The sequence below is a fragment of the Frisingicoccus sp. genome (genome assembly GCF_048388605.1).
In the GTDB taxonomy this organism is placed as follows: Bacteria; Bacillota; Clostridia; order Lachnospirales; family Lachnospiraceae; genus Frisingicoccus.
This window is the reverse complement of the sequence record NZ_DBGCTU010000021.1, coordinates 34,199-54,769: the sequence shown is the minus strand read 5'-3', so window position 1 is coordinate 54,769 and position 20,571 is coordinate 34,199. Positions and strand designations below refer to the sequence as shown.

Annotated in this window: 18 protein-coding genes and 3 tRNA genes; 3 read left to right on the top strand and 18 right to left on the bottom strand. The window is 45.5% G+C overall.

The genetic code is table 11. The features are described 5' to 3' along the window. Positions 1–74 precede the first annotated feature (74 nt). The 12 genes from ACMN7X_RS04090 to ACMN7X_RS04035 form a co-directional block, all read right to left on the bottom strand. The gene (locus tag ACMN7X_RS04090; RefSeq protein ID WP_418746219.1) at positions 75–683 is read right to left on the bottom strand and encodes a sigma-70 family RNA polymerase sigma factor; all 609 of its coding nucleotides are present in this window, start codon (positions 681–683) and stop codon (positions 75–77) included. Further along, positions 684–1,424, bottom strand: a complete 741-nt coding sequence (rlmB, locus tag ACMN7X_RS04085) for a 23S rRNA (guanosine(2251)-2'-O)-methyltransferase RlmB (RefSeq protein ID WP_418746218.1) — start codon at positions 1,422–1,424, stop codon at positions 684–686. 3 nt (positions 1,425–1,427) lie between these two features. After that, entirely contained in the window at positions 1,428–1,868 is a 441-nt protein-coding gene (locus ACMN7X_RS04080; protein WP_418746217.1) for a Mini-ribonuclease 3, read from the bottom strand. Continuing rightward, on the bottom strand, positions 1,853–3,244 hold the full coding sequence (gene cysS, locus ACMN7X_RS04075; RefSeq protein ID WP_418746216.1) for a cysteine--tRNA ligase: 1,392 nt from the start codon (positions 3,242–3,244) through the stop codon (positions 1,853–1,855). Before cysS ends, ACMN7X_RS04080 begins: the two co-directional genes overlap by 16 nt. Before the next feature lie 2 nt (positions 3,245–3,246). Beyond that, positions 3,247–4,590, bottom strand: a complete 1,344-nt coding sequence (locus ACMN7X_RS04070; RefSeq protein ID WP_418746215.1) for a hypothetical protein — start codon at positions 4,588–4,590, stop codon at positions 3,247–3,249. Next, positions 4,587–5,813 (bottom strand): glutamate-cysteine ligase family protein, encoded by a 1,227-nt coding sequence (locus ACMN7X_RS04065; protein WP_418746214.1) that lies wholly within the window; start codon positions 5,811–5,813, stop codon positions 4,587–4,589. The genes ACMN7X_RS04070 and ACMN7X_RS04065 overlap by 4 nt, the downstream gene beginning before the upstream one ends. Continuing rightward, positions 5,806–6,288, bottom strand: a complete 483-nt coding sequence (ispF, locus tag ACMN7X_RS04060) for a 2-C-methyl-D-erythritol 2,4-cyclodiphosphate synthase (protein WP_418746213.1) — start codon at positions 6,286–6,288, stop codon at positions 5,806–5,808. The genes ACMN7X_RS04065 and ispF overlap by 8 nt, the downstream gene beginning before the upstream one ends. 1 nt (position 6,289) lies before the next feature. After that, positions 6,290–7,483 carry an ATP-binding protein gene (locus tag ACMN7X_RS04055; protein WP_418746212.1) on the bottom strand — a complete coding sequence of 398 codons (1,194 nt, stop codon included), beginning with the start codon at positions 7,481–7,483 and terminating at the stop codon, positions 6,290–6,292. A 181-nt stretch (positions 7,484–7,664) separates the two neighbouring features. Continuing rightward, positions 7,665–7,738, bottom strand: a tRNA-Met gene (locus tag ACMN7X_RS04050). A gap of 30 nt (positions 7,739–7,768) precedes the next feature. Next, positions 7,769–7,841 (bottom strand) — tRNA-Val (locus ACMN7X_RS04045). Positions 7,842–7,878: 37 nt separating this feature from the next. Next, positions 7,879–7,952, bottom strand: a tRNA-Asp gene (locus tag ACMN7X_RS04040). Positions 7,953–8,052: 100 nt separating this feature from the next. Continuing rightward, a complete protein-coding gene (locus tag ACMN7X_RS04035) occupies positions 8,053–8,865 on the bottom strand; it encodes a Cof-type HAD-IIB family hydrolase (protein WP_418746211.1) in 813 nt (270 codons plus the stop codon). Positions 8,866–9,026: 161 nt separating this feature from the next. Here ACMN7X_RS04035 and tyrS point away from each other — a divergent pair, with 161 nt between their 5' ends. Next, the gene (gene tyrS, locus ACMN7X_RS04030; RefSeq protein ID WP_418746210.1) at positions 9,027–10,256 is read left to right on the top strand and encodes a tyrosine--tRNA ligase; all 1,230 of its coding nucleotides are present in this window, start codon (positions 9,027–9,029) and stop codon (positions 10,254–10,256) included. Between the two features lie 69 nt (positions 10,257–10,325). On the opposite strand, the gene ACMN7X_RS04025 is transcribed toward tyrS, so the two are convergent. Next, complete coding sequence (locus tag ACMN7X_RS04025; RefSeq protein ID WP_418746209.1) at positions 10,326–11,018, bottom strand: flavodoxin family protein; 693 nt, start codon at positions 11,016–11,018, stop codon at positions 10,326–10,328. 131 nt (positions 11,019–11,149) lie between these two features. Between ACMN7X_RS04025 and ACMN7X_RS04020 the strand changes: the two genes are divergently transcribed. Next, positions 11,150–12,049: a LysR family transcriptional regulator gene (locus ACMN7X_RS04020; protein ID WP_418746208.1), complete on the top strand. Its 900-nt coding sequence runs from the start codon at positions 11,150–11,152 to the stop codon at positions 12,047–12,049. Positions 12,050–12,207: 158 nt separating this feature from the next. Here the strand turns inward: ACMN7X_RS04020 and thiE are convergent, their stop codons facing one another. Genes thiE through ACMN7X_RS04005 form a run of 3 tightly spaced genes read right to left on the bottom strand, consistent with a single transcriptional unit; the run spans position 12,208 to position 15,397 of the window. Next, positions 12,208–12,852, bottom strand: a complete 645-nt coding sequence (thiE, locus tag ACMN7X_RS04015; RefSeq protein WP_418746207.1) for a thiamine phosphate synthase — start codon at positions 12,850–12,852, stop codon at positions 12,208–12,210. 23 nt (positions 12,853–12,875) lie between these two features. After that, entirely contained in the window at positions 12,876–14,720 is a 1,845-nt protein-coding gene (asnB, locus tag ACMN7X_RS04010; protein WP_418746206.1) for an asparagine synthase (glutamine-hydrolyzing), read from the bottom strand. A gap of 20 nt (positions 14,721–14,740) precedes the next feature. Beyond that, a complete protein-coding gene (locus ACMN7X_RS04005) occupies positions 14,741–15,397 on the bottom strand; it encodes an HAD family hydrolase (protein ID WP_418746205.1) in 657 nt (218 codons plus the stop codon). A gap of 151 nt (positions 15,398–15,548) precedes the next feature. Here ACMN7X_RS04005 and ACMN7X_RS04000 point away from each other — a divergent pair, with 151 nt between their 5' ends. Further along, on the top strand, positions 15,549–16,484 hold the full coding sequence (locus ACMN7X_RS04000; protein WP_418746204.1) for a hypothetical protein: 936 nt from the start codon (positions 15,549–15,551) through the stop codon (positions 16,482–16,484). A gap of 58 nt (positions 16,485–16,542) precedes the next feature. Here the strand turns inward: ACMN7X_RS04000 and carB are convergent, their stop codons facing one another. Both carB and ACMN7X_RS03990 read right to left on the bottom strand, forming a co-directional pair. Then, complete coding sequence (gene carB / locus ACMN7X_RS03995) at positions 16,543–19,767, bottom strand: carbamoyl-phosphate synthase large subunit (RefSeq protein WP_418746203.1); 3,225 nt, start codon at positions 19,765–19,767, stop codon at positions 16,543–16,545. 102 nt (positions 19,768–19,869) lie between these two features. After that, entirely contained in the window at positions 19,870–20,568 is a 699-nt protein-coding gene (locus ACMN7X_RS03990) for a GNAT family N-acetyltransferase (RefSeq protein ID WP_418746253.1), read from the bottom strand. Positions 20,569–20,571 lie beyond the last annotated feature (3 nt).

Genomic DNA, 20,571 nt, shown 5'->3' with positions numbered 1-20,571 from the left:
ACCGCTTAATTAATATAATATATAAACGCTTTCTTGTCAACTGTTTTTTCTATTTTCCCCACCGATCAATGGGCCTAAGCCTGATTCATTCCTTCCAGAATCTCCTGAAGTTTTCCTTTAATCCGGCGCAAGGCATTATCGATGGATTTTTCCTTTTTTTTCAGCCGTTCCGCCATCTGGGCATAGCTGTACCCTTCCAGGAATAATTTTAAAACGGACAACTCCAACGGGCTGAGACTTGCACCGAGTTTCTCACGAATGATTTCCATCCTCTCCCGGTTGATCAATGTTTCCTCCGGGCTGACAGCGCAAGCCGATGAAGGACTCCACTGCTCTTCCCAATCGGTTTCCCCGGAATCACTCAATGAAACATAACCGTTTAACGGGCTGTGCTTTTTTCTTCCCGCGCTGGTCACCGCCGAATATATCTGGCGATCGATACACAGTTTAGAAAATCGATAAAAGGAAGTTTCTCTGCCCGGTTCAAAATCCTGCACCGCCTTAAAAAGTCCGATCATCCCCTCCTGAATCAAATCTTCGGTCTCCCCGCCGATCAGAAACATGGAACGGGCTTTTTTTATTACCAGCGGTTTGTATTTTTCCATGATATGCTCCAGCGCCGCCCGGTCTCCCCGGCGGCACCGGCAGATCAATATTTCATCCTTTTCACGGTCATCTGACATTTAATTCATCCTCTGCCGAACGATCTCATAAGCCAGGATACCGGCGGCCACCGATGCATTTAAAGAATCGATGTCGCCTTTCATTGGTATAGAGGCGATATAGTCGCATTTTTCCCGAACAAGCCGGCTCACGCCTTCCCCTTCATTTCCGACAACAAGGCCGATCGGCCCCTTTAAATTCAGGCGGTACATCACATCGCCGCCCATATGTCCGCAGACAAACCACAGTCCTTCCTTTTTCAGCTGATCAATGGTCTGCCCCAGATTGGCGACCTTCGCCACCGGCGTATAATTCAATGCCCCGGCCGATGTTTTTGCCACGACGCCGGTCAGACCCACCGCCCGGTGTTTCGGTATAATAACGCCATGGGCTCCGGCCAGGTTGGCCGTTCGGATGATCGCCCCGAGATTATGCGGATCCTCAATACCATCCAGGAGAAAGATAAAAGGCTCCTCATTTTTTTTCCGGGCAATCGCCAGAATATCTTCCACCGTGCTGTAACTGTAGGCGGCAGCCACGGCAATGACGCCCTGATGCTGATGGGTTTCAGACAACTGATCTAAACGTTCTTTTTTTACAAACCGGATATATGTATCCTGTTTTTTCGCGGCACGGATGATAGATTTCACCGGCCCGTCTTCACAGCCGTCCAGCACAAACAATTTATCGATCGTCCTTCCGGCCCGGAAAGCCTCCATCACCGGATGCCTTCCCTCTATTTTAAACTCTTCATATCCCATAATTTATTCTCCTAATTTATCGCCGATTCCCAGAGACACAAGGGTCACCATCCGCTCATAATCCTGCTTCAGATGCAGATACCCCATGACCGCCTCGAAGCCTGTGGCCATCCGATAATCGGTCATCTCCGCATTTTTCGCCATCGTGTGGGAACGGGCATTTCTTCCCCGTTTATAAACCGCCAGCTCTTCTTCCGTAAAAACATCCATGAGTTTTACCGCCGCTTCAGCCTGAGCTTTCGCCCTGACAAGCCGGCTGGAACGTTTATGCAGTTTATTTACCGGGGCATTTCCCTGTTCCACAATAATCGAACGGATCACCAGTTCATAGGCGGCATCCCCGATATAAGCCAGCGTCAACGGAGAATAGTTGCGCAGATCCAAAGAGCCGATGCCAAAGGTTTCCCGAAACCTCTGCTGAAGGACACTTACGCTCTCTTCCATTTTACACCTTCCCTTGTATCCTCTAATAAAATCCCCTGAGAAGCCAACTGGTCGCGGATCTCATCTGCCCGGGCGAAATTCTTTGCCTTCCGGGCCGCCTGACGCTCCTCAATCAATTTTTCGATATCCGCATCCAGAAGCTCTTCTTCCCTCTCGGTGATAATACCGAGCACATCGCAAAGCTTTTTGATGGTGGAGCGGACAGCCTCTGCCAGTTCTGCCGAAGATTCCGCAGTCACATGGACATTGGCCAGTTTCACCAGCTCAAAAATGGCGGAAATGGCGTCCGCCGTATTAAAATCATCCTCCATGGAATCTTCAAACTTTTTAACAAGGGCTTCCACCTGGCTCATTACGGCCTTTTCTTCATCACTCATGGCTCCATCCGTGCCCCGGATACCTTCCAGCCGCTCTACCGCTGTCAGAATACGCTCCAACCCATTTTTTGAAGCCGCCATTAAATCCGCGCTGAAATTCAGCGGGCTGCGGTAATGGGCGCTCAGCATAAAGAAGCGAAGCACCTGAAGGTCATATTTTTCACTTATCTCCCGCACCGTAAAGAAATTTCCGAGGGATTTGGACATCTTTACATTGTCAATATTTAAAAAGCCATTGTGCAGCCAGTATTTTGCAAAAGGTTTGCCGTTGGCCGCCTCACTCTGGGCGATTTCATTTTCATGATGCGGGAAGATCAGATCCTCGCCGCCGGCATGAATATCAATCTCTTCGCCGAGATATTTTTTGGACATTACGGAGCACTCGATATGCCAGCCCGGACGACCGTCTCCCCAAGGCGACGGCCAGGATGGTTCGCCCTCTTTTTTCGGTTTCCAGAGTACGAAATCCATCGGGTCCTCCTTTTCATCGCTGACGGCAATCCGAATACCCGCGGACAAATCATCCAGATTCTTTTTGGACAGCTTGCCGTAGTCCTTAAACTTCCGTGTCCGATAATAGACCGTGCCATTCACCTCATAGGCATAGCCCTTGTCGATCAATGTCTGAATCATCTCGATCATGCCGTCGATCTCTTCCGTCGCCTTCGGATGGGTCGTTGCCTCTTTGACATTCAGCCCCGCCATATCTGTCTGTGCTTCTTTAATATAACGCTCAGAGATCACGGAAGCCGGAACGCCCTCCTCATTGGCCTTCTTAATGATCTTATCATCCACATCGGTAAAATTGGACACATAATTCACATCATAGCCCTTATACTCAAAATAGCGGCGCACCGTGTCAAAAACAATCATCGGACGGGCATTGCCGATATGAATATAGTTATATACGGTCGGGCCGCACACATACATGCGGACTTTTCCCTCCTCAACCGGGACAAATTCTTCTTTTTTTCGTGATAATGTATTATAAAGCTTCATAATCACTGTACCTCCTCATCAATATAGCGGGTCGCTACTGTTTTTTCATTATATTGGGTGGAAATGATGCCGCCGTCCGACATCCGGGAATAGACTCCCTGAAACTTTCCATTATAAGTATATAATCCGGTTAAGTTGCTGTAAAGCTGAAATTCATAAGGTTTTTTACCAAAATTAATATTTTCGGTTTTATAAGGCCGACAGTATTCCTGTACAATGTATTTCTGCCCCAGACAACTCTCCCCGATTCTGCGCCATTCTTTATGGCTGTAATCAATTCCGGCATAAACGCCCTTCGCCGCATAGGAATCCACCGGCTTGATGATCCAGGCATCCTTATCTTTCCAGATCTCTTCCAGATCATTTTCATTCAACTTATCCAGCTCCATGGTTTTTGGCAAATGCTCTGCGATAAAACGATTTTCTTCCGCCGTCAAAACAGCCTGTGTCATCGGATGAACAAGCACCTGACAGATGGCTTTATGATGAACGATCTGAGTCTTAAAAGCGCCGATCAGGCATACACATCCGTCTTTTACCGCCTGAATAAAATCCTGAATTTCATCATAATAGTTCATCACATCCGCCGTCACAGCCCGCCGGTAGATCACATCTGCCGCATGCCCCGTCGGCGTATAAAGTTTTCCGTCCCAATAAGTCATATGACGGATATCGCAGACTTCCGCCTCAATTCCCTTACTCCGAAAATGCCGCTCAAACACGTAAAATTCTCTGAGATAGGCTTTATCCAGAAAATCCACGATCGCTACATAAGGATTTTCTTTGGCATTTTTGCCGGAATGATAGGTCTCCATAAAGGCATCAACCCATGAATCCACAAGTTCGAATCGTTTGGCCGGAACTTTCTTTTCAAAGTGCATCCAGGCATTATTCATATATAAAATATCATCCAGCACCTTATTTTCATTCATAGCGCTGGTGCCATCCGTGTTAAATTCGCAAAACTTAAACTGTCCGTTTTCTTCATTATAAAAAATATCGATACGGCAGACGGGAACAGCCGTCGGATAATCCACCGGAAGAAGTATGAGTTCCTCCAATGCTTTCGAAAAAGGAAACAGCTTTCGATATTCGGGATCATCCAGATATTTTTGAATCACTTTTTCAAAAATACCATAGGTGACATCAACAATCTCCGAAAATGTTTCTATCGTTTTCCTGTCATATATTTTGGGAATCTGCAGTGTGCGGGTATAATTATTGCCGCCCGCATTCAAATCCGAATGTTTAATGTATTCCTCCATCCGCATCGCTGATTTTTCACTTTCCGGCATATGCTCCCGGATATAAATGCCGATACTCTCACTCAGCTCTTCCGCCTTCATTTTTCTGTCACTCCCTGCATGTTTGTTTCGTTTTCAATCAACGAATCCCAAAGTTTCAGCGCTTCCCGTTCTTCGCCCTCCAGATTCGCCGTCGCTTCATTTAAAAGCCAGTATAGCATAAGACGCACGTCCTGGCCATAGACGGTTCCCCGATACCCGTCCGCTCTCAGGCTTTCCTTTGCCGCTTTAATCGCCTCTGCCTCCTGCGGCAGCAGGGAAAGCATATTAACAACGGTTTCTCCGCTGCCAAACAGGCCCTTTATAAGAGCGCAGTAGGCCTTCACATAATTTTCCGGCATACTGTCGGCAGAGCGGATCTCTATAAACTGTTTCAGCCGGATATCCGGAAAAGCCATGGACAGATAATGCTTGATCAGAGCTTCATCCCCGCCATAGGCTTCAAAACACTGTCCGATCGTTTTCTCCGGCTCATAGCGATAGGTATCGCCATCATTAACAACGATCACCGGAATATTCATCAGCCACCGGGCATAGGATTCAAAACCGAAATCTTCCTCAAAAATATCCGGACACACTTCAACTCTCTTCAGATCGACTCCCTGCCAGATCTTATCCCGCAGAAGATGTCCCGAAAAAGGCTCGTTTTCAAAACGGGATACATTTTCCGTAAGCAGCGCAAACACCGGATTCAAAAGCCAGGCCAGCCGGTATTTATTCACAAAATCCTCTTCATCAAAATAGTCAATGGATATATGACAGGCGGCTGTGGCCCGCATCATATTTTTCCCATATTTCCCTGTTCCGGCAAAATATCTGTCCATACATCGATAGCGCTCTTTGCCGATCAACGGAATCTCCGCCGCTTTTCCGCAGGGCAGATAACCCTCGGTCACCAAATCGTATCCCCAGGCATCCAGCACCGTTTCCACCTCTCTGCGGGCCTGATGATAGGCTTTCATCACCTTTCCCACCGAAGCAAAAGGCGCCGTACTGATCTCAAGCTGGCATCCCGGCTCCAGCGTGATCAAAATATCATCGCTTTCCAGGGAGATTACCGCACCGTCTTCCATATGTTTTTCAGGATATCCGGCGGAAAGCTGCTCCATCAGCGCCCCGACACCCTGCTCGCCGTCGAACACCATCGTCTCATGGGTTTTCCGGTTTAAAATAAAATGTTCCACTTCCAGGCCGATATTAAATTCCTGGTTTTCCTTACTTCCCTTTTCAAAATACTCTGTTAATTGTTCAATCCCTTTACTCATAATTCCTTTTTTCAACCAGACAGATGGCATTGGACGCAATTCCAAGTCCTTCCCCGGTAAATCCAAGTCCTTCCTCTGTCGTCGCCTTTACATTAATCTGTTGAATATCTATATTTAAAGCCTTTGCAATATTCTCTCTCATATTCATAATATAAGGGGCTAATTTGGGCCGCTGCGCGATCACCGTGGCGTCAATATTTCCAATCTCCATCCCCTCTTTTTCAAGAAGCCGCCCCACATGCTCCAGCAGCAAAATGCTCGAAATGCCCTTATAAGCCGGGTCGCTATCCGGGAAATGTTTTCCGATATCTCCCAGGGCCGCGGCGCCGAGAAGGGCGTCCATAATGGCGTGAAGCAGTACATCCGCATCCGAATGTCCCAACAGCCCTTTTTCATAGGGGATTTCCACACCCCCAAGAATCAATTTTCTGTTTTCCGTTAAGCGATGAACATCATAGCCCATACCTATTCTCATATTATTCACTCCTGACCTCGTCACACCATTGTTTATATTCATCCAGTCTCTGAATAAAGCCGCTGAATTCCGGCACAGTAAAATCCAATTCCTTATATCGGATCGGATAAATAATCCCTTTACTAATTAATTGCGCCCGTGTTGTTGAAATTGAATTTACACTCTTATGAAGATTTTTCGCAACATTGGAAATCGTACACGGCAATTCTCCACATCGGACCATAGCAAAAATGAATTTCTTATCACTTTCCGCGCAGCGCTCATACCGTACTTTAAAAAATCCGTTGTCAAGCGTCTCAAAAAAGGCAGGAATGACTTTTTCCACATCAGAACGCTGTACTACTTTTCCATCCGTTCTCTGATATATAATTTGACATAGCTGCTGAATAAAAAAAGGATATCCTTTGGTAATATTTATAATTTTACAGATTGCCTCCTCCGTATAAGATACGCCAAATCTTTTTACCGGCTCTTCCACAGCTTTTCTGGACTGTTCCTCTGTCAATGAATCAACTTCCTTATATAAAAATAATCTTTCGGAGTACGATTTTTCATCAGATAACATTTTATAAATTTTAGGAAGTCCCGCACCGATAACCATTACGGGATACCCCAATTGATTCGTGCGATGCAAAGCAGCAATCAAAGCCCCCAACTCTTTTGCCTTCATATATTGAATTTCATCAATAAAAAAGCATATAGGCGTTTCTGATTTACTGGCGGTTTCCCCAATAGTTGTAAACACTTCGGTTAAACTCTGCGTGAGATTGGTGGATTTATACAACTCCCTTTCCTGTAAAGACAGGGAAAATGTATGATCATTTGGGTCAAATGAAACAACCAACGCTTTTATTGCATCCAGGGGTTTCTGAATCAAATTTTTAAATTTCTCCTTTGTGCTCACTTTTCTTAAAAATGCCTGTGAACAGGAAGCAATCTGGGAAATAAAATCATTACGTTCTTCCACTTCGATATGTTTGCAGAATATATCTTTATCTTCTGCTATTTTTTGAAGTTTATTTATAAGAACTGTTTTCCCTACACCTCTCAGCCCACTGAAAATAATAGACTGTGTTGGAATATTCATTGTCAGCGCGTCAAACATCTGCTCAACATTTTGTATATCTTCATCCCGGCCAGCCAAATAGGTCGGCATCAATCCTGCTCCTGGTCTATACGGGTTTATCTTAAACACTTTGCTCACCTCCATCCGCACATATTATCTCATATGTATCCGTAATCGTCAACGCTTCGCCGCTCCTTTCCGCAAAAAAAAGCCTATAAGTTTACCGTTGATTTGATAGCCTTTTGATCACGCAAAAAAAACAAAAGCCCGGAAACCATTGATTTTACAAGGATTTCTGGACTTTAATGTGTAGCGAGGAAGGGATTTGAACCCCCGACACTGCGGGTATGAACCGCATGCTCTAGCCAACTGAGCTACCTCGCCATATGAAATTAATTAAGTCTTTCGACTTCGTGGGACCTACAGGGCTCGAACCTGTGACCCTCTGCTTGTAAGGCAGATGCTCTCCCAGCTGAGCTAAGATCCCAGATAAAACAACTATGACTTATTAAAACTCATAGCAACGACCCAGAAGGGACTCGAACCCTCGACCTCCGCCGTGACAGGGCGGCGCTCTAACCAACTGAGCCACTAGGCCATTTGAGTGAACAGCTTCCGTTGTTCGACTGCATAAATGATTCTATCGTAGTAACAGCTATTTGTCAACCCTTTTTTACATATTTTTCTTATTTTTTCTTTTATCTGTTTTTCATGTATTTTTCTACAACATGTGCAACTCCATCATCATCATTGGTGTCCGTGATGATGTCCGCCACGGCCTTGACATCGTTCTGCGCGTTTTCCATGGCGACGCCTAAACCGGCAAATTGAATCATGGAAATATCGTTAAATCCGTCACCGCAGCAGATCAGTTCTTCTCTCTGAATCCCTGTATGCTCCAGAAGCCTCGCCAGTCCAAAGGCCTTGTCAACGCCTAACGGTGTAATTTCCATAAAATAAGGCTCTGAACGGAATATATTTAAAATCTTTCCAAACTCTTTGCGCATCTCAGGAAGTATCTGTTCCAGATACCAGCCATCGCCCACCATCAGGCATTTGGTTACCGGAAAATGAACCTCTTCCGAGAAATCATTTAATTCCCGGATCTCCATTTTGTTAATTCCCGCTTCCAGCCGGACGTACTTATCCGTTGTATCCTCCGTCAAAATATAATCCCCCTGATAAGTGACGATCGGAACCTGAAAACGCCTGCTGGCCGCACCAAGTCTCGGAATATATTCGGCTGGGATTTTCTGCTGATAAATAATTTCGTTTGTTCTGCAATTCTGAATAATACCGCCGTTAAAGGAAAGAATATATCCCCCGTAAACATCCAGTTCTAACTCCCGGCTGATAGCCAATGCGCCGTTGATCGGACGCCCGGTGGCCAGAACAACGACAGCGCCCTTTCGCTGTATATCGATCAATACATCCCTCGTATGGGCCGAAATCTCTTTTTTGGAATTTGTTAATGTGCCGTCCAAATCCAGCGCGATCATTTTATATTTCATATTATCCCCCGTAAACGTTTTCGTTTTTCCTTATTATATAGGATTTCAACGATTTTAACAACCGGTAAAATGCCTAAAATAGCCCGTAAAACCGGGTTTTTGCTTGCAATGCTTCCAAAAATATGCTAGTCTATGAGAAGTGATATTTAGGAGGAATGAAGATGTCAAGTGTATATGATACACTCGTGGAACGTGGTTTTATCGAACAATGTACCCACGAAAAGGAATTACGCGAATTACTTGAAAAGGAAAAAGTAACTTTTTATATTGGCTTCGATGCAACAGCCGACAGCTTAACTGCCGGACATTTTCTTACAATTATGGCTATGATGCACATGCAGAGAGCCGGACACCGTCCGATCGCCCTCCTCGGCGGCGGTACGACGATGATCGGCGACCCTTCCATGCGTTCCGATATGCGGCAGATGATGACGATTGAACAGATTCAGCACAATGCAGAATGTTTCAAAGAACAGCTCTCCCATTTTATTTCTTTTGATGAGGACAAAGCAATTCTTGCCAACAATGCGGACTGGCTGCTTAACTTAAATTATGTTTCATTTTTAAGAGATGTGGGCGTTCATTTTTCTGTAAATAAAATGCTTACGGCTGAATGTTATAAATCCCGTATGGAACAGGGATTAACATTCTTTGAATTTAATTATATGCTCATGCAGTCCTATGACTTTCTGGAATTAAACCGCCGTTACGGCTGCTGCCTCCAGATGGGCGGTAACGACCAGTGGAGCAATATCCTCGGCGGCGTGGATCTGATTCGCCGCAAAGAGCAGAAACCGGCTTACGGCCTGACTTTCAAGCTGCTCACCACCAGTGATGGCAAGAAGATGGGAAAAACTCAGAAGGGCGCCGTGTGGCTGGATCCGAATCGGACATCCCCTTATGAATTTTACCAGTACTGGCGAAATATTGAGGATGTCAAGGTTGAAGAATGTCTCGGTCTTTTAACCTTCCTTCCTATGGAAGAGGTTCACCGTCTCGGTTCTCTGGAGGGCGCTGAGATCAATAAGGCGAAAGAAGTTCTCGCCTATGAGATTACGAAAATTGTTCACGGCGAGGAAGAAGCGAAAAAAGCTCAGGCTGCCGCTAAAGCCCTCTTCGTTTCCGGCGGTGTGGCCGGTTCCGTGCCGACTTACACTTATCTGAAGGAAACATTGGACGCCGGTGTGGATATTGTCTCCATTCTTGTGGATACAAAGCTTGCGCCAACCCGTTCCGAAGCCCGTAGACTTGTAAAACAGGGCGGGGTTACAGTAAACGATGTGAAGGTTCCTTCCTTCGACTCGGTTTACGGCTCCAAAGATTTTAATGATTCCGAAGCCTTCATGGTTAAAAAAGGCAAAAAGGGATTCTATCAGATTAAGGCTGAATAAATAACAAACCGGCGTGGCAATGAGTCACGTCGGTTTTTCTATTATATAGGATACAAAAAATACAGCAGATTAATTTGCGCTGTGATTGATAATATCAATATAAACTTCATTCGGAAGCAATGGTTTTTCCAGAACAGCCCGTGTCACATCCGAAATTTTTCCGGTTTCAACATACTCTCTTCCTGCTGCTATAAACCGGTTGAGCAACTGCTCTCTGAGAGGCGCCAGTTCCGGCGCAGGAATATTCATCAATGAAGATTCATAAACGCAAACCATGGTCGGCTCACCAAAAACATTTTTCATATGTAATTTCAAAGGCGCATAGTTATCCTCAAAATAAGGGAAACCACAGCCAGTAAGAATAATGTTCTTTTTTGCCTTCAGATCTACCAGTGTTTCATGCTCCACAATGTTTCCGCTCGTATACATATTATATTTCATAAAAGGCATTGTCCGCTCCAACAGGGTTTTAAGAACAGCCGGCATTCCATAATAATATAACGGAAAACTCCAGATAAGGATATCACTGGCTGCCATTTCATCCAGAATCTCATTCATATCATCCTGCATTATGCAATGTCCATCCTGTCGGAACCAGCAGGAAAGGTCGCCCTGGCAAAATCTGATATTTTTATCAATAACAGATATGGTCTTAACCTCATACGAACCTTTTTCTGTAAGCCCTTTCAAAAAAGCATTTGTCATTGTCATTGTATCGCTAACCTTTTTCGGGCTTCCATTTAAAACTAATACTTTCATCATCCAATCCTCCTGTTTTTCTTGTTTCATGAAACATTTTGTACTATAATAATATCATTCAAATTTATATCAAAAAAGTTGAAATATTAAATAACAGAATTCGATATTATTAATATATTTATCAGGAGGCTTTCATGGATACAAAATATCTTCTCACACTGAAAACTATATTGGAAACCGGCAGCTTTCAAAAAGCTGCAAAAAAGCTGAATTACACCCAATCCACCGTAACATTTCATATTCAACAACTGGAACTGGAATTTTCTGTCAAACTCTTTGAAAAAATTGGCCGAAAAATGTGTCTGACAGAAGCCGGACGTGAAATACTCCCTCACATTAATTTAATTTTACAGGAAACAGAGTGGATTCAAAATTATGGAAATGATATTTCAGAATTTAACGGCACATTAAAAATTGGAATGCCTGACTTTCTGCTTTGTTACGCAATGACACCTCTGATAGCTATTTTTCAAAAAAAAGCTCCGAACACACAGCTTATCATTAATTCTCTTGACTGTCATTCCATTCGGGACAGTGTCATTAACGGTGGAATCGATCTGGGAATTCACTGTGATATCGGCGGATATCCGCATGCATTCATTGAAGAGCCCTTGTCTTTCTATAATTCCATCCTTGTCGCATCCCCGTCTATCGACAGGCAAACATTGGACTTTATCACACCGCATCAACGAAAAAATCTCAACTTAATCAGCAGCGACCCTCACAGCCTTCACCAAAAACGTTTAAACCAATATTTAGATGAAAGGGATATTCTATTAAATAAAAACATAAAAATGCTCAACATTGAAGCAACAAAAATCAGCGTTATGAATAATCTGGGAATTGCCTATCTCCCGGACTTCACAGTGGAAAAAGAGCTCTCCGAAGGCGCCCTCATCCAAATTGAAACCGAACTTGATAATATTCCTGTCCCTGTGGTTTGCACATATCATAAAAATAAATGGATCAGCCCTGCCATGGAACTGTTTAAAAATCTTTTACACGAAAATCTAAGGCCGTGGCTATCGGCTTAAAATTCAGGAGAGGTTGTGAACCGTATCAATCACAACCTCTCCTGCTTGATTTCTTTTATCTTACAATGAAAGATTAACATAACTCGCTCGAAAAACCTGTCGAAGCGTGATGTAGAAAACGGTTTTTTTATCGACAAAATTTTCTTCAGGGGTTCCCATCAATACCCTTCCGGAAATATTTCCAATGAAAGTTTTTTAAGCCTTCGGGCCGCTTCTTCCACATCCGGCTGAGCAAATATGCCGGACACCACGGCGGCCCCCTGGGCGCCGGAGCCCTTCAGCTCGCCTATATTTTCCGCGTCAATGCCCCCGATCAGCACGATTGGGATAGAGACGGCCTGGCGGATCTCTTTAAATTGTTCCAATGTCATCGGCCGGGCCTCAGTCTTTGTGGTTGATCCGAACATAGCCCCACTGCCAAGATAATCTGCTCCCTGCCGTACGGCCTCCCTGGCCTGAGCCACGGTTTTGGCCGTCACGCCGATGATCTTATCCGGCCCCAGCAGGGCGCGGGCCTTCTCAGCGCACAAGTCTTCCTGTCCGACATGCACGCCCGCCGCACCGCAGGCCTGACACACCTTCAGATTATCATTAATAATAAGCGGAATACCATAAGCATCCGTTACCTTTTTTATCTCTATTGCCTCGCGAATAAATTCCTCATCATCCATGGATTTTTCACGAAGCTGTATAAGGGTTGCGCCGCCGCGAACAGCCGCTTCCACAACATCCGCAAGGCGCTCTCCTTCTTTCAGCCACTGCCTGTCGGTGACTGCATATAATTGTAATAAATTTTTATCCATTGTTTTTCCTCTCGCTGATTTATTTAAAATGCTACGTTTTCGCGCACAAAGTAAACGTCATACCACATCAGGAACATATAAACGACCCATATTTTCTTGCTGTTATCCAGCTTGCCGCTCTTATGCTGATCGAGCAGCTTTACAAGTTCATCCGTATTGAAAAATGTCTTCGCCGCGGGGCTTGTAAAAGCCTCTTTCACCCGATCATAATATTTATCCTCTCTCAGCCACAGTGTGATCGGAACCGGAAAACCAAGTTTTTTCTTCATCGCCGTCGCTTCCGGGATGTGCCGTTCTGCTGCCTTCCGAAGAGCATATTTGGTCGTTCCTCCGGCCAGCTTATGCTTTGTCGGAATTGTTTTGGACAGCTTATAAACCTCTTTATCCAGGAAAGGCACACGGGTTTCCAGCGAATGACGCATGCTCATTTTATCCGCCTTCAAAAGGATATCGCCCACAAGCCAGAAGTTCATATCAATATACTGCATTTTCGTCGTATCATCCACATGCTTCACCTTATCGTAGAAAGGCTTTGTCAGTTTCCACGGCGATCTGGCCGGCGTTGCATTTTTAAGAATACGTTTCCGCTCCTTCACAGAAAAGCGTTTTGCATTTCCGATAAAACGGTGCTCCACATCGAGGGCTCCACGCATCAGAAAGCTTCTTCCCCGCATCCCCTCCGGCAATACGGTTTCGGCAAATTTGCCCGCCAGACGGCGAAGAAATTTCGGCAGCCGCTGATATCCTCTTAAGGATACCGGTTCATGATAAATATTATATCCGCCGAAAAATTCGTCCGCCCCCTCGCCGGAAAGAACAACCTTTACATGCTCCGCCGCCGTCTGATCTACAAAATAGAGAGCCACGCAGGAAGCATCCGCCAACGGTTCATCCATATAATACTGAATTTCCGGCAGCACGCTCCAATATTCCTCCTCGGAAATAAGCTTGCTGAAATTCTGTGTGCCTATCTTCTCGGACAGATCCTTTGCATAGGATATTTCATTAAATTTATCATAATCAAAACCTACCGTAAATGTCTTGTCCGCTTTGGAGATCGTCGCAATATAGCTGGAATCGATTCCACTGGAAAGCAGGGAACCGACCTCCACATCACTGATCATATGGGTTTCAACAGACTCCGCCATCCGCTCATCAATCTTATCGACCAGCTCATCAAAATCCGCATTTTCATCAATATCATAATCCGGCTCCCAATACCGCTGAATATCAACCTTTCCGTCCTTAAACAAAATGCTGTGGGCCGGAGGCAGCTTGAAAATGCCCTTAAAAAATGTCTCAGGGAGAACGGAATACTGGAAAGTCAGATACTCTTCCAGCGCCTCGGTATTTACCTTTTTCTCGTATCCCGGATATTCGAGAATAGATTTGATCTCTGAACCGAAAACCAAATTGCCGTTGACCACACTGTAGTAGAAAGGCTTAATTCCAAAATAATCCCGGGCGCCAAAGGCAATATCCTTATTCATATCATAAATCATAAATGCGAACATTCCCCGGCAGTGTTTCGGCAGATCCGTTCCATATTCTTCATAGCCGTGAACAAGCACCTCCGTATCCGAATTGTTTCGAAAAACATGGCCCTTCGCGATCAAATCCTCTCTGAGAATTTTATAGTTATAAATTTCTCCGTTAAAAACAATAACAATGCTGTTGTCTTCATTGAACATCGGCTGGGAACCATTATCCAGATCGATAATGCTCAAACGCCGAAATCCCCAGGCAGCCTTATCCGTGATAAATTGCCCCGCACTGTCCGGCCCTCTATGTTTAATACGGTCCATCATCCGCGTCAATACTTCTTTGCTATCCGGTAATTTCCCTGTAAAACCGCATATACCACACATGTGTATCGCCTCCAATTTTTTTATTTTCTAATGTAAAGTTGAATTAAATCTTCCGGTTTTTCTGCCAGCGCATGGGCATGATTCGCCAACAATTCCTTTTCATCCCGAAAGCCCCAAAGAACTCCGACGGTAAACATTCCCGCCCGGTTTCCCGTCATCATATCGACATTTGTATCGCCGACATACATACATTCTTCCGGTTTGACGCCAAAAGTTTCCGCAATCTTCAAAGCCCCTGACGGATCCGGCTTCTTTTCAATGCCGTCCTGCTGCCCCTGCACCCAGTCAAATAAATCATCGCCAAAGAGACTGTAAATCACCTTTTTTGTCTGAACATGAGGTTTATTTGAAAGAACCGCCAATTTAACGCCCATGGCTTTAAATTTTCTCAGCGTTTCCGTCATCCCGTCATATACGACCACTTTATAAGTACAATCTTTATCAAAAATCTCCCTGTAAGCCTGATAAGCCTCCTCAAGGTGCAGCAAATCTTTATCTCCCGCATCCCGGAGCACTCTCTCAACCAAAGTTTTCGCCCCGTCTCCGGCATAATATCTGAAATTTTCTGTCGGAAGCGGCACATATCCCATAGGTTCAATGATCCGATTGGCACAGGCTGCCATGGATTCCAGCGTATTTGCCAGCGTTCCATCCAAATCAAAAATACAAGCTTTCATTTTATCTGTCTCCTAATTTTAATCTCTTTCGTTTACTCCTAGCATTATAACGCTGCCCCCTGCAAAAGGGCAAGGATTATCTTGTCGGATTCATCAAAAAGTGATAGGATAAAAATGTATTTTTATCACTTATTAACGGAGGAAAAATGTTATGTTAAAAGAAAAATTACGCTCGCAAATCCTCGGCGGCAGCCTTCAGGATTTCAAAACCCATCTATCCGGCCTGTACAAAGGCTTTTATATCACAATGGATGCTGCCCAGGCCCAATATATCATAAAGATCAGCGTCAATCCAGCCGATGCCGCCGATATGGCTGCTCTCAACAGTTTCCTGAGCAATCACCAATTAAATGAGAAAAAGCTTTTAACCGCAGTCACCGGATCCCACAGCATTATACTCACTATTAAAGTGCCTTCTCTGGCAAAAAATATTCCCAACACTGTAAACAGCATCGTGGAGCCGATCATCGATTATCTGATCAGCCACACCTTCTCATCCGGCTGTTCCGAATGCGGCACGGATATGGAGCAGATCAACTGCTATGAGATCAACGGCAGTCACTACTTTCTCTGCGATGGCTGTAAAAATAAAATTCAATCCTCTTTGCAGGCCAATCAGCAGGAAATTCAATCAAAAAAGAGCAGCCTGGTTGCCGGACTGGTCGGCGCCTTTCTCGGTTCCCTGATCGGATGTATCCTCTGGGTCCTCATTTACCATCTCGGCTATATCGCCGGTATCGCCGGCGCTGTTACCGCCATCTGCGCGATGAAGGGATATGCGATCCTCGGCGGTCATTTGGATAAAAAGGGTGTCATCGGATCCGTCATCATTATGCTGATCATGATTTTCTTTGCCAATAAAATCTCCTGGTCGTGGGATGCCTACAGCGCCCTGGAGGAATACGGCTGGACCTTCACTGAAGTTTATCAGGATCTGGGATATATTCTCGAAGAAACGGATCTTGTTGCCAGCTATTATGGCGAATTAGCCATCGGCTACATTTTAACCCTTGTCTGCAGCGCAAGGTCCATCATCAATGCCTTCCGCGAAAGCACGGGCAGCTACAGCATCAAAAAAGTGAATTAATTCTAAAAAAAGCGCGCCGAAGCCTTGGTTAAGCTCCGGCGCTTATTTTTCTTTTATTTTATTTATCCTTGATCTCCGCATGCAGCGCCTGAAGAGATTTCACTTCGCTGTGTCCGAACTTCTTAATGGATTTAATACCATTGACTGTCGCCCGGCCCGCTGCCATTGTTGTAAAATATGCAACCTTTTTCTTGATAGCCGCTTTCCGCAGATAGCTGTCATCGATCTTTCTCTCCTGGCCCACCGGCGTGTTGATGATCAGATCCACTTTGCCGTTGGTGATCAGATCCAGCATATTCGGACGACCTTCGCTCCGCTTATTGACAACTTCCGCCTCGATTCCCGCTTCCCGGATCAGCTTGCACGTATTCTTGGAAGCAATGATCTTAAAACCGACCTCCGCAAACTCTCTGGCGAGGTCAACCACCTCCGGCTTATCCTTATCGCTGACCGAGATCAGTACAGTTCCTTCCAGCGGGATCCGTGTCTGAGTTGCCTCCTGAGCCTTATAAAAAGCCTCGCCCCAGGATGTGGAAAGCCCGAGGACCTCACCTGTGGAACGCATTTCCGGCCCGAGTACCGGGTCTACTTCCTGGAACATATTGAACGGGAATACCGCCTCTTTGACACCATAGTAAGGAATATGCTGTTCCTTTAATCCCGGAACCGGCGACGGTCTTCCGGTTAATTCGGATGTCACAATATCAATGGCCAAAGGCACCATGCGAATGTTGCACACCTTTGAAACAAGCGGCACAGTCCTGGATGCTCTCGGATTGGCCTCCAAAACATATACCTTGCCGTTTTCAATCGCATACTGCATATTCATAAGCCCTTTAACATGCATCTCCTCGGCAATTTTCCGTGTATATTCTTTGATCGTCTTTACATTTTCCTCGGAAAGATGTTTCGACGGAATAATACATGCCGAATCTCCGGAATGAACGCCGGCCAGCTCGATATGTTCCATCACCGCCGGTACAAAAGCATGAGTGCCGTCGCTGATCGCATCGGCCTCACATTCCGTTGCATGATTAAGGAAACGGTCGATCAGGATTGGACGATCCGGCGTCACACCGACTGCCGCCTTCATATAGCCGACCATGCTGTCCGCATCATAAACGACTTCCATTCCACGGCCGCCGAGAACATAGGATGGACGCACCATTACCGGATAACCGATCTTATCCGCAATTTCCAACGCATCTTCCACGGTGACAGCCATGCCGGATTCCGGCATCGGGATTTCCAGTTTATCCATCATCGCACGGAACAAATCTCTGTCCTCAGCCAGATCAATGACTGACGGCGCTGTTCCGAGAATCTTTACGCCGTTCTTTTCCAGGGCGTTGGCCAGATTCAACGGTGTCTGTCCGCCAAACTGGGCGATAACGCCGACCGGTTTTTCTTTCTTATAAATGCTGAGAACATCTTCCAAGGTCAGCGGCTCAAAATAAAGCTTATCGGATGTATCATAATCCGTTGAAACGGTCTCCGGATTGCAGTTGACAATGATCGTCTCAAATCCGAGCTTCTTCAATGCGAGGGATGCATGAACACAACAATAGTCAAACTCAATACCCTGTCCGATTCGGTTCGGCCCGCCGCCGAGAATCATGATCTTAGGTTTATCATTATTTACCGGATTCTTATCCTCCGCATTGTATGTGGAATAATAGTAAGCGCTGTCCGGCGTACCGCTGACATGCACGCCTTCCCATGCCTCCTCGACACCGAGGGCGATACGGCGTTCACGCACCTCATCTTCTGAAATATCAAGTATCTGACTCAGATATTTATCGGAAAAGCCATCCTTCTTTGCCGCAATAAGCGCTTCATCCGACGGCAGATGCCCCTTGCATGCCGCCAGAGCTTCTTCCTCTTCCACCAGCTCCTTCATCTGTTCAATAAAGTAATGTTTCACTTTGGTGATATCAAAAATCTCTTCAACCGTCGCCCCTTTTCTGAGCGCTTCATACATAATAAAATGGCGCTCGCTGGACGGCGTAATGAGCATATGCAAGAGTTCTTCTTTGGACTTTGTATCAAAATCTTTGGCATGTCCGAGGCCATAGCGGCCTGTCTCAAGGCTTCGGATCGCCTTCTGGAATGCTTCTTTATAGGTTTTTCCGATACTCATAACCTCGCCGACGGCGCGCATCTGAGTACCCAGTTTATCCTCCACGCCTTTGAACTTTTCAAAGGCCCAGCGGGCAAATTTGATAACGACATAATCGCCATCCGGTTTATATTTATCCAATGTACCGTACTTGCCGCACGGAATATCTTCCAAAGTCAGTCCTGCCGCCAGCTTTGCGGAAACAAGAGCAATAGGAAAACCGGTGGCCTTGGAAGCCAGAGCGGAAGAACGGGATGTTCTCGGATTAATTTCGATAATAATATCTCTGTCAGTCACCGGGTCATGGGCCCACTGCACATTTGTTCCGCCGATGACCTGAATCGCTTCAACAATCTTATAGGATTTTTCCTGAAGGCGCTGCTGCACTTCCTCCGAAATCGTCAGCATCGGCGCAGAACAGAAGGAATCTCCCGTGTGAACGCCCAGAGGGTCAATATTTTCAATAAAACAAACGGTGATCATATTGTTTTTCGCATCCCGGACAACCTCAAGTTCCAGCTCTTCCCATCCGAGAATGGATTCCTCAACAAGCACCTCGCCGACAAGGCTGGCCTGAAGTCCGCGGGCACAAACCGTTTTCAGCTCATCCACATTATAGACAAGTCCGCCGCCGGCGCCGCCCATCGTATAAGCCGGACGCAAAACGACCGGATAGCCGAGTCTGTCCGCGATCTCAAGCGCTTCCTCCACAGAATAGGCGACTTCACTGCGGGCCATCTCAATTCCGAGGCTCTCCATTGTTTTCTTGAATTCAATACGGTCCTCACCGCGCTCAATCGCATCCACCTGAACACCGATAACTTCCACATGATACTTATCAAGGATTCCTGCTTTAGAAAGTTCTGAGCATAAATTAAGACCCGACTGTCCACCAAGATTTGGTAATAAAGCATCCGGTCTTTCTTTTGCAATAATCTGCTCAATTCTCTCAACATTTAACGGTTCGATATAAGTAACGTCAGCAATCTCCGGATCCGTCATAATCGTCGCCGGATTGGAGTTTACCAATACGATTTCATAACCCAGGTTTTTAAGGGCTTTACATGCCTGTGTTCCTGAATAGTCGAATTCACATGCCTGTCCGATAATAATAGGACCAGAACCGATAATCAGCACTTTATGGATATCTTTTCTCTGAGACATCGTTATTCCTCCCGTTTGTTTAATCTTCTAAATTTTACCAACAAATATTATACATGAAAACGTTTTGAGTATCAATGCCGAATTCATTTTTCTTCAAAAAATTTATTCCATCCAATACATACGTTCCTCCGAAATCGTAAGCCCCAATTTCCGCTGAAGACGCATGGAATTACTGTTATCCGTTTCAATCTGGCAAAAAGGACGCTGTCCCTTCTCCAGCATATGGCAGATCATAAAACTTTCCAGTTCCATCCCATAGCCTTTTCCCCGATATCCCGGCAGGATTTCCAACAGGCCCATACTTCCTTCCAGATGTTCTCCGATAAAGCCAACCGGTTTCCCATCATGGGATCCGATAAAAAGCTGGCCCCGGCGGATGATTTTTGTTAATTCCTCCGCGCTCACCATCCCATAATGGGATGAAACAAAAGAAAAATCCCCAATATCAGCAGGCCGGATGGTTAAATTTCCCCGGCGCGCAGGCAATTTCTCTTTTATATATACCGCCTGAAAACATTCCATCATCGGCGACAACCGGCAATACGCCCCTGCAAAACGAACAAGTTCCTTCTGAAACAGAAGAAGCAATGGATACCTCCGGTTTCCATGGGCCTTTAACCATTGTTCTCCGAGCCGGATATTATCCGCCGCCAGCATAAAACAATCGCTGACTGTATCTCTCAGGAATACCCCATCTTCACTCGCTTCCAATATTTCTGCTGTTTCCCGCTGAATAACCTGTAAAAGTCCCGCATACAATATTGAATTTTTGTTCAAATAGCTTTCAGCGCCTTTATGCATATC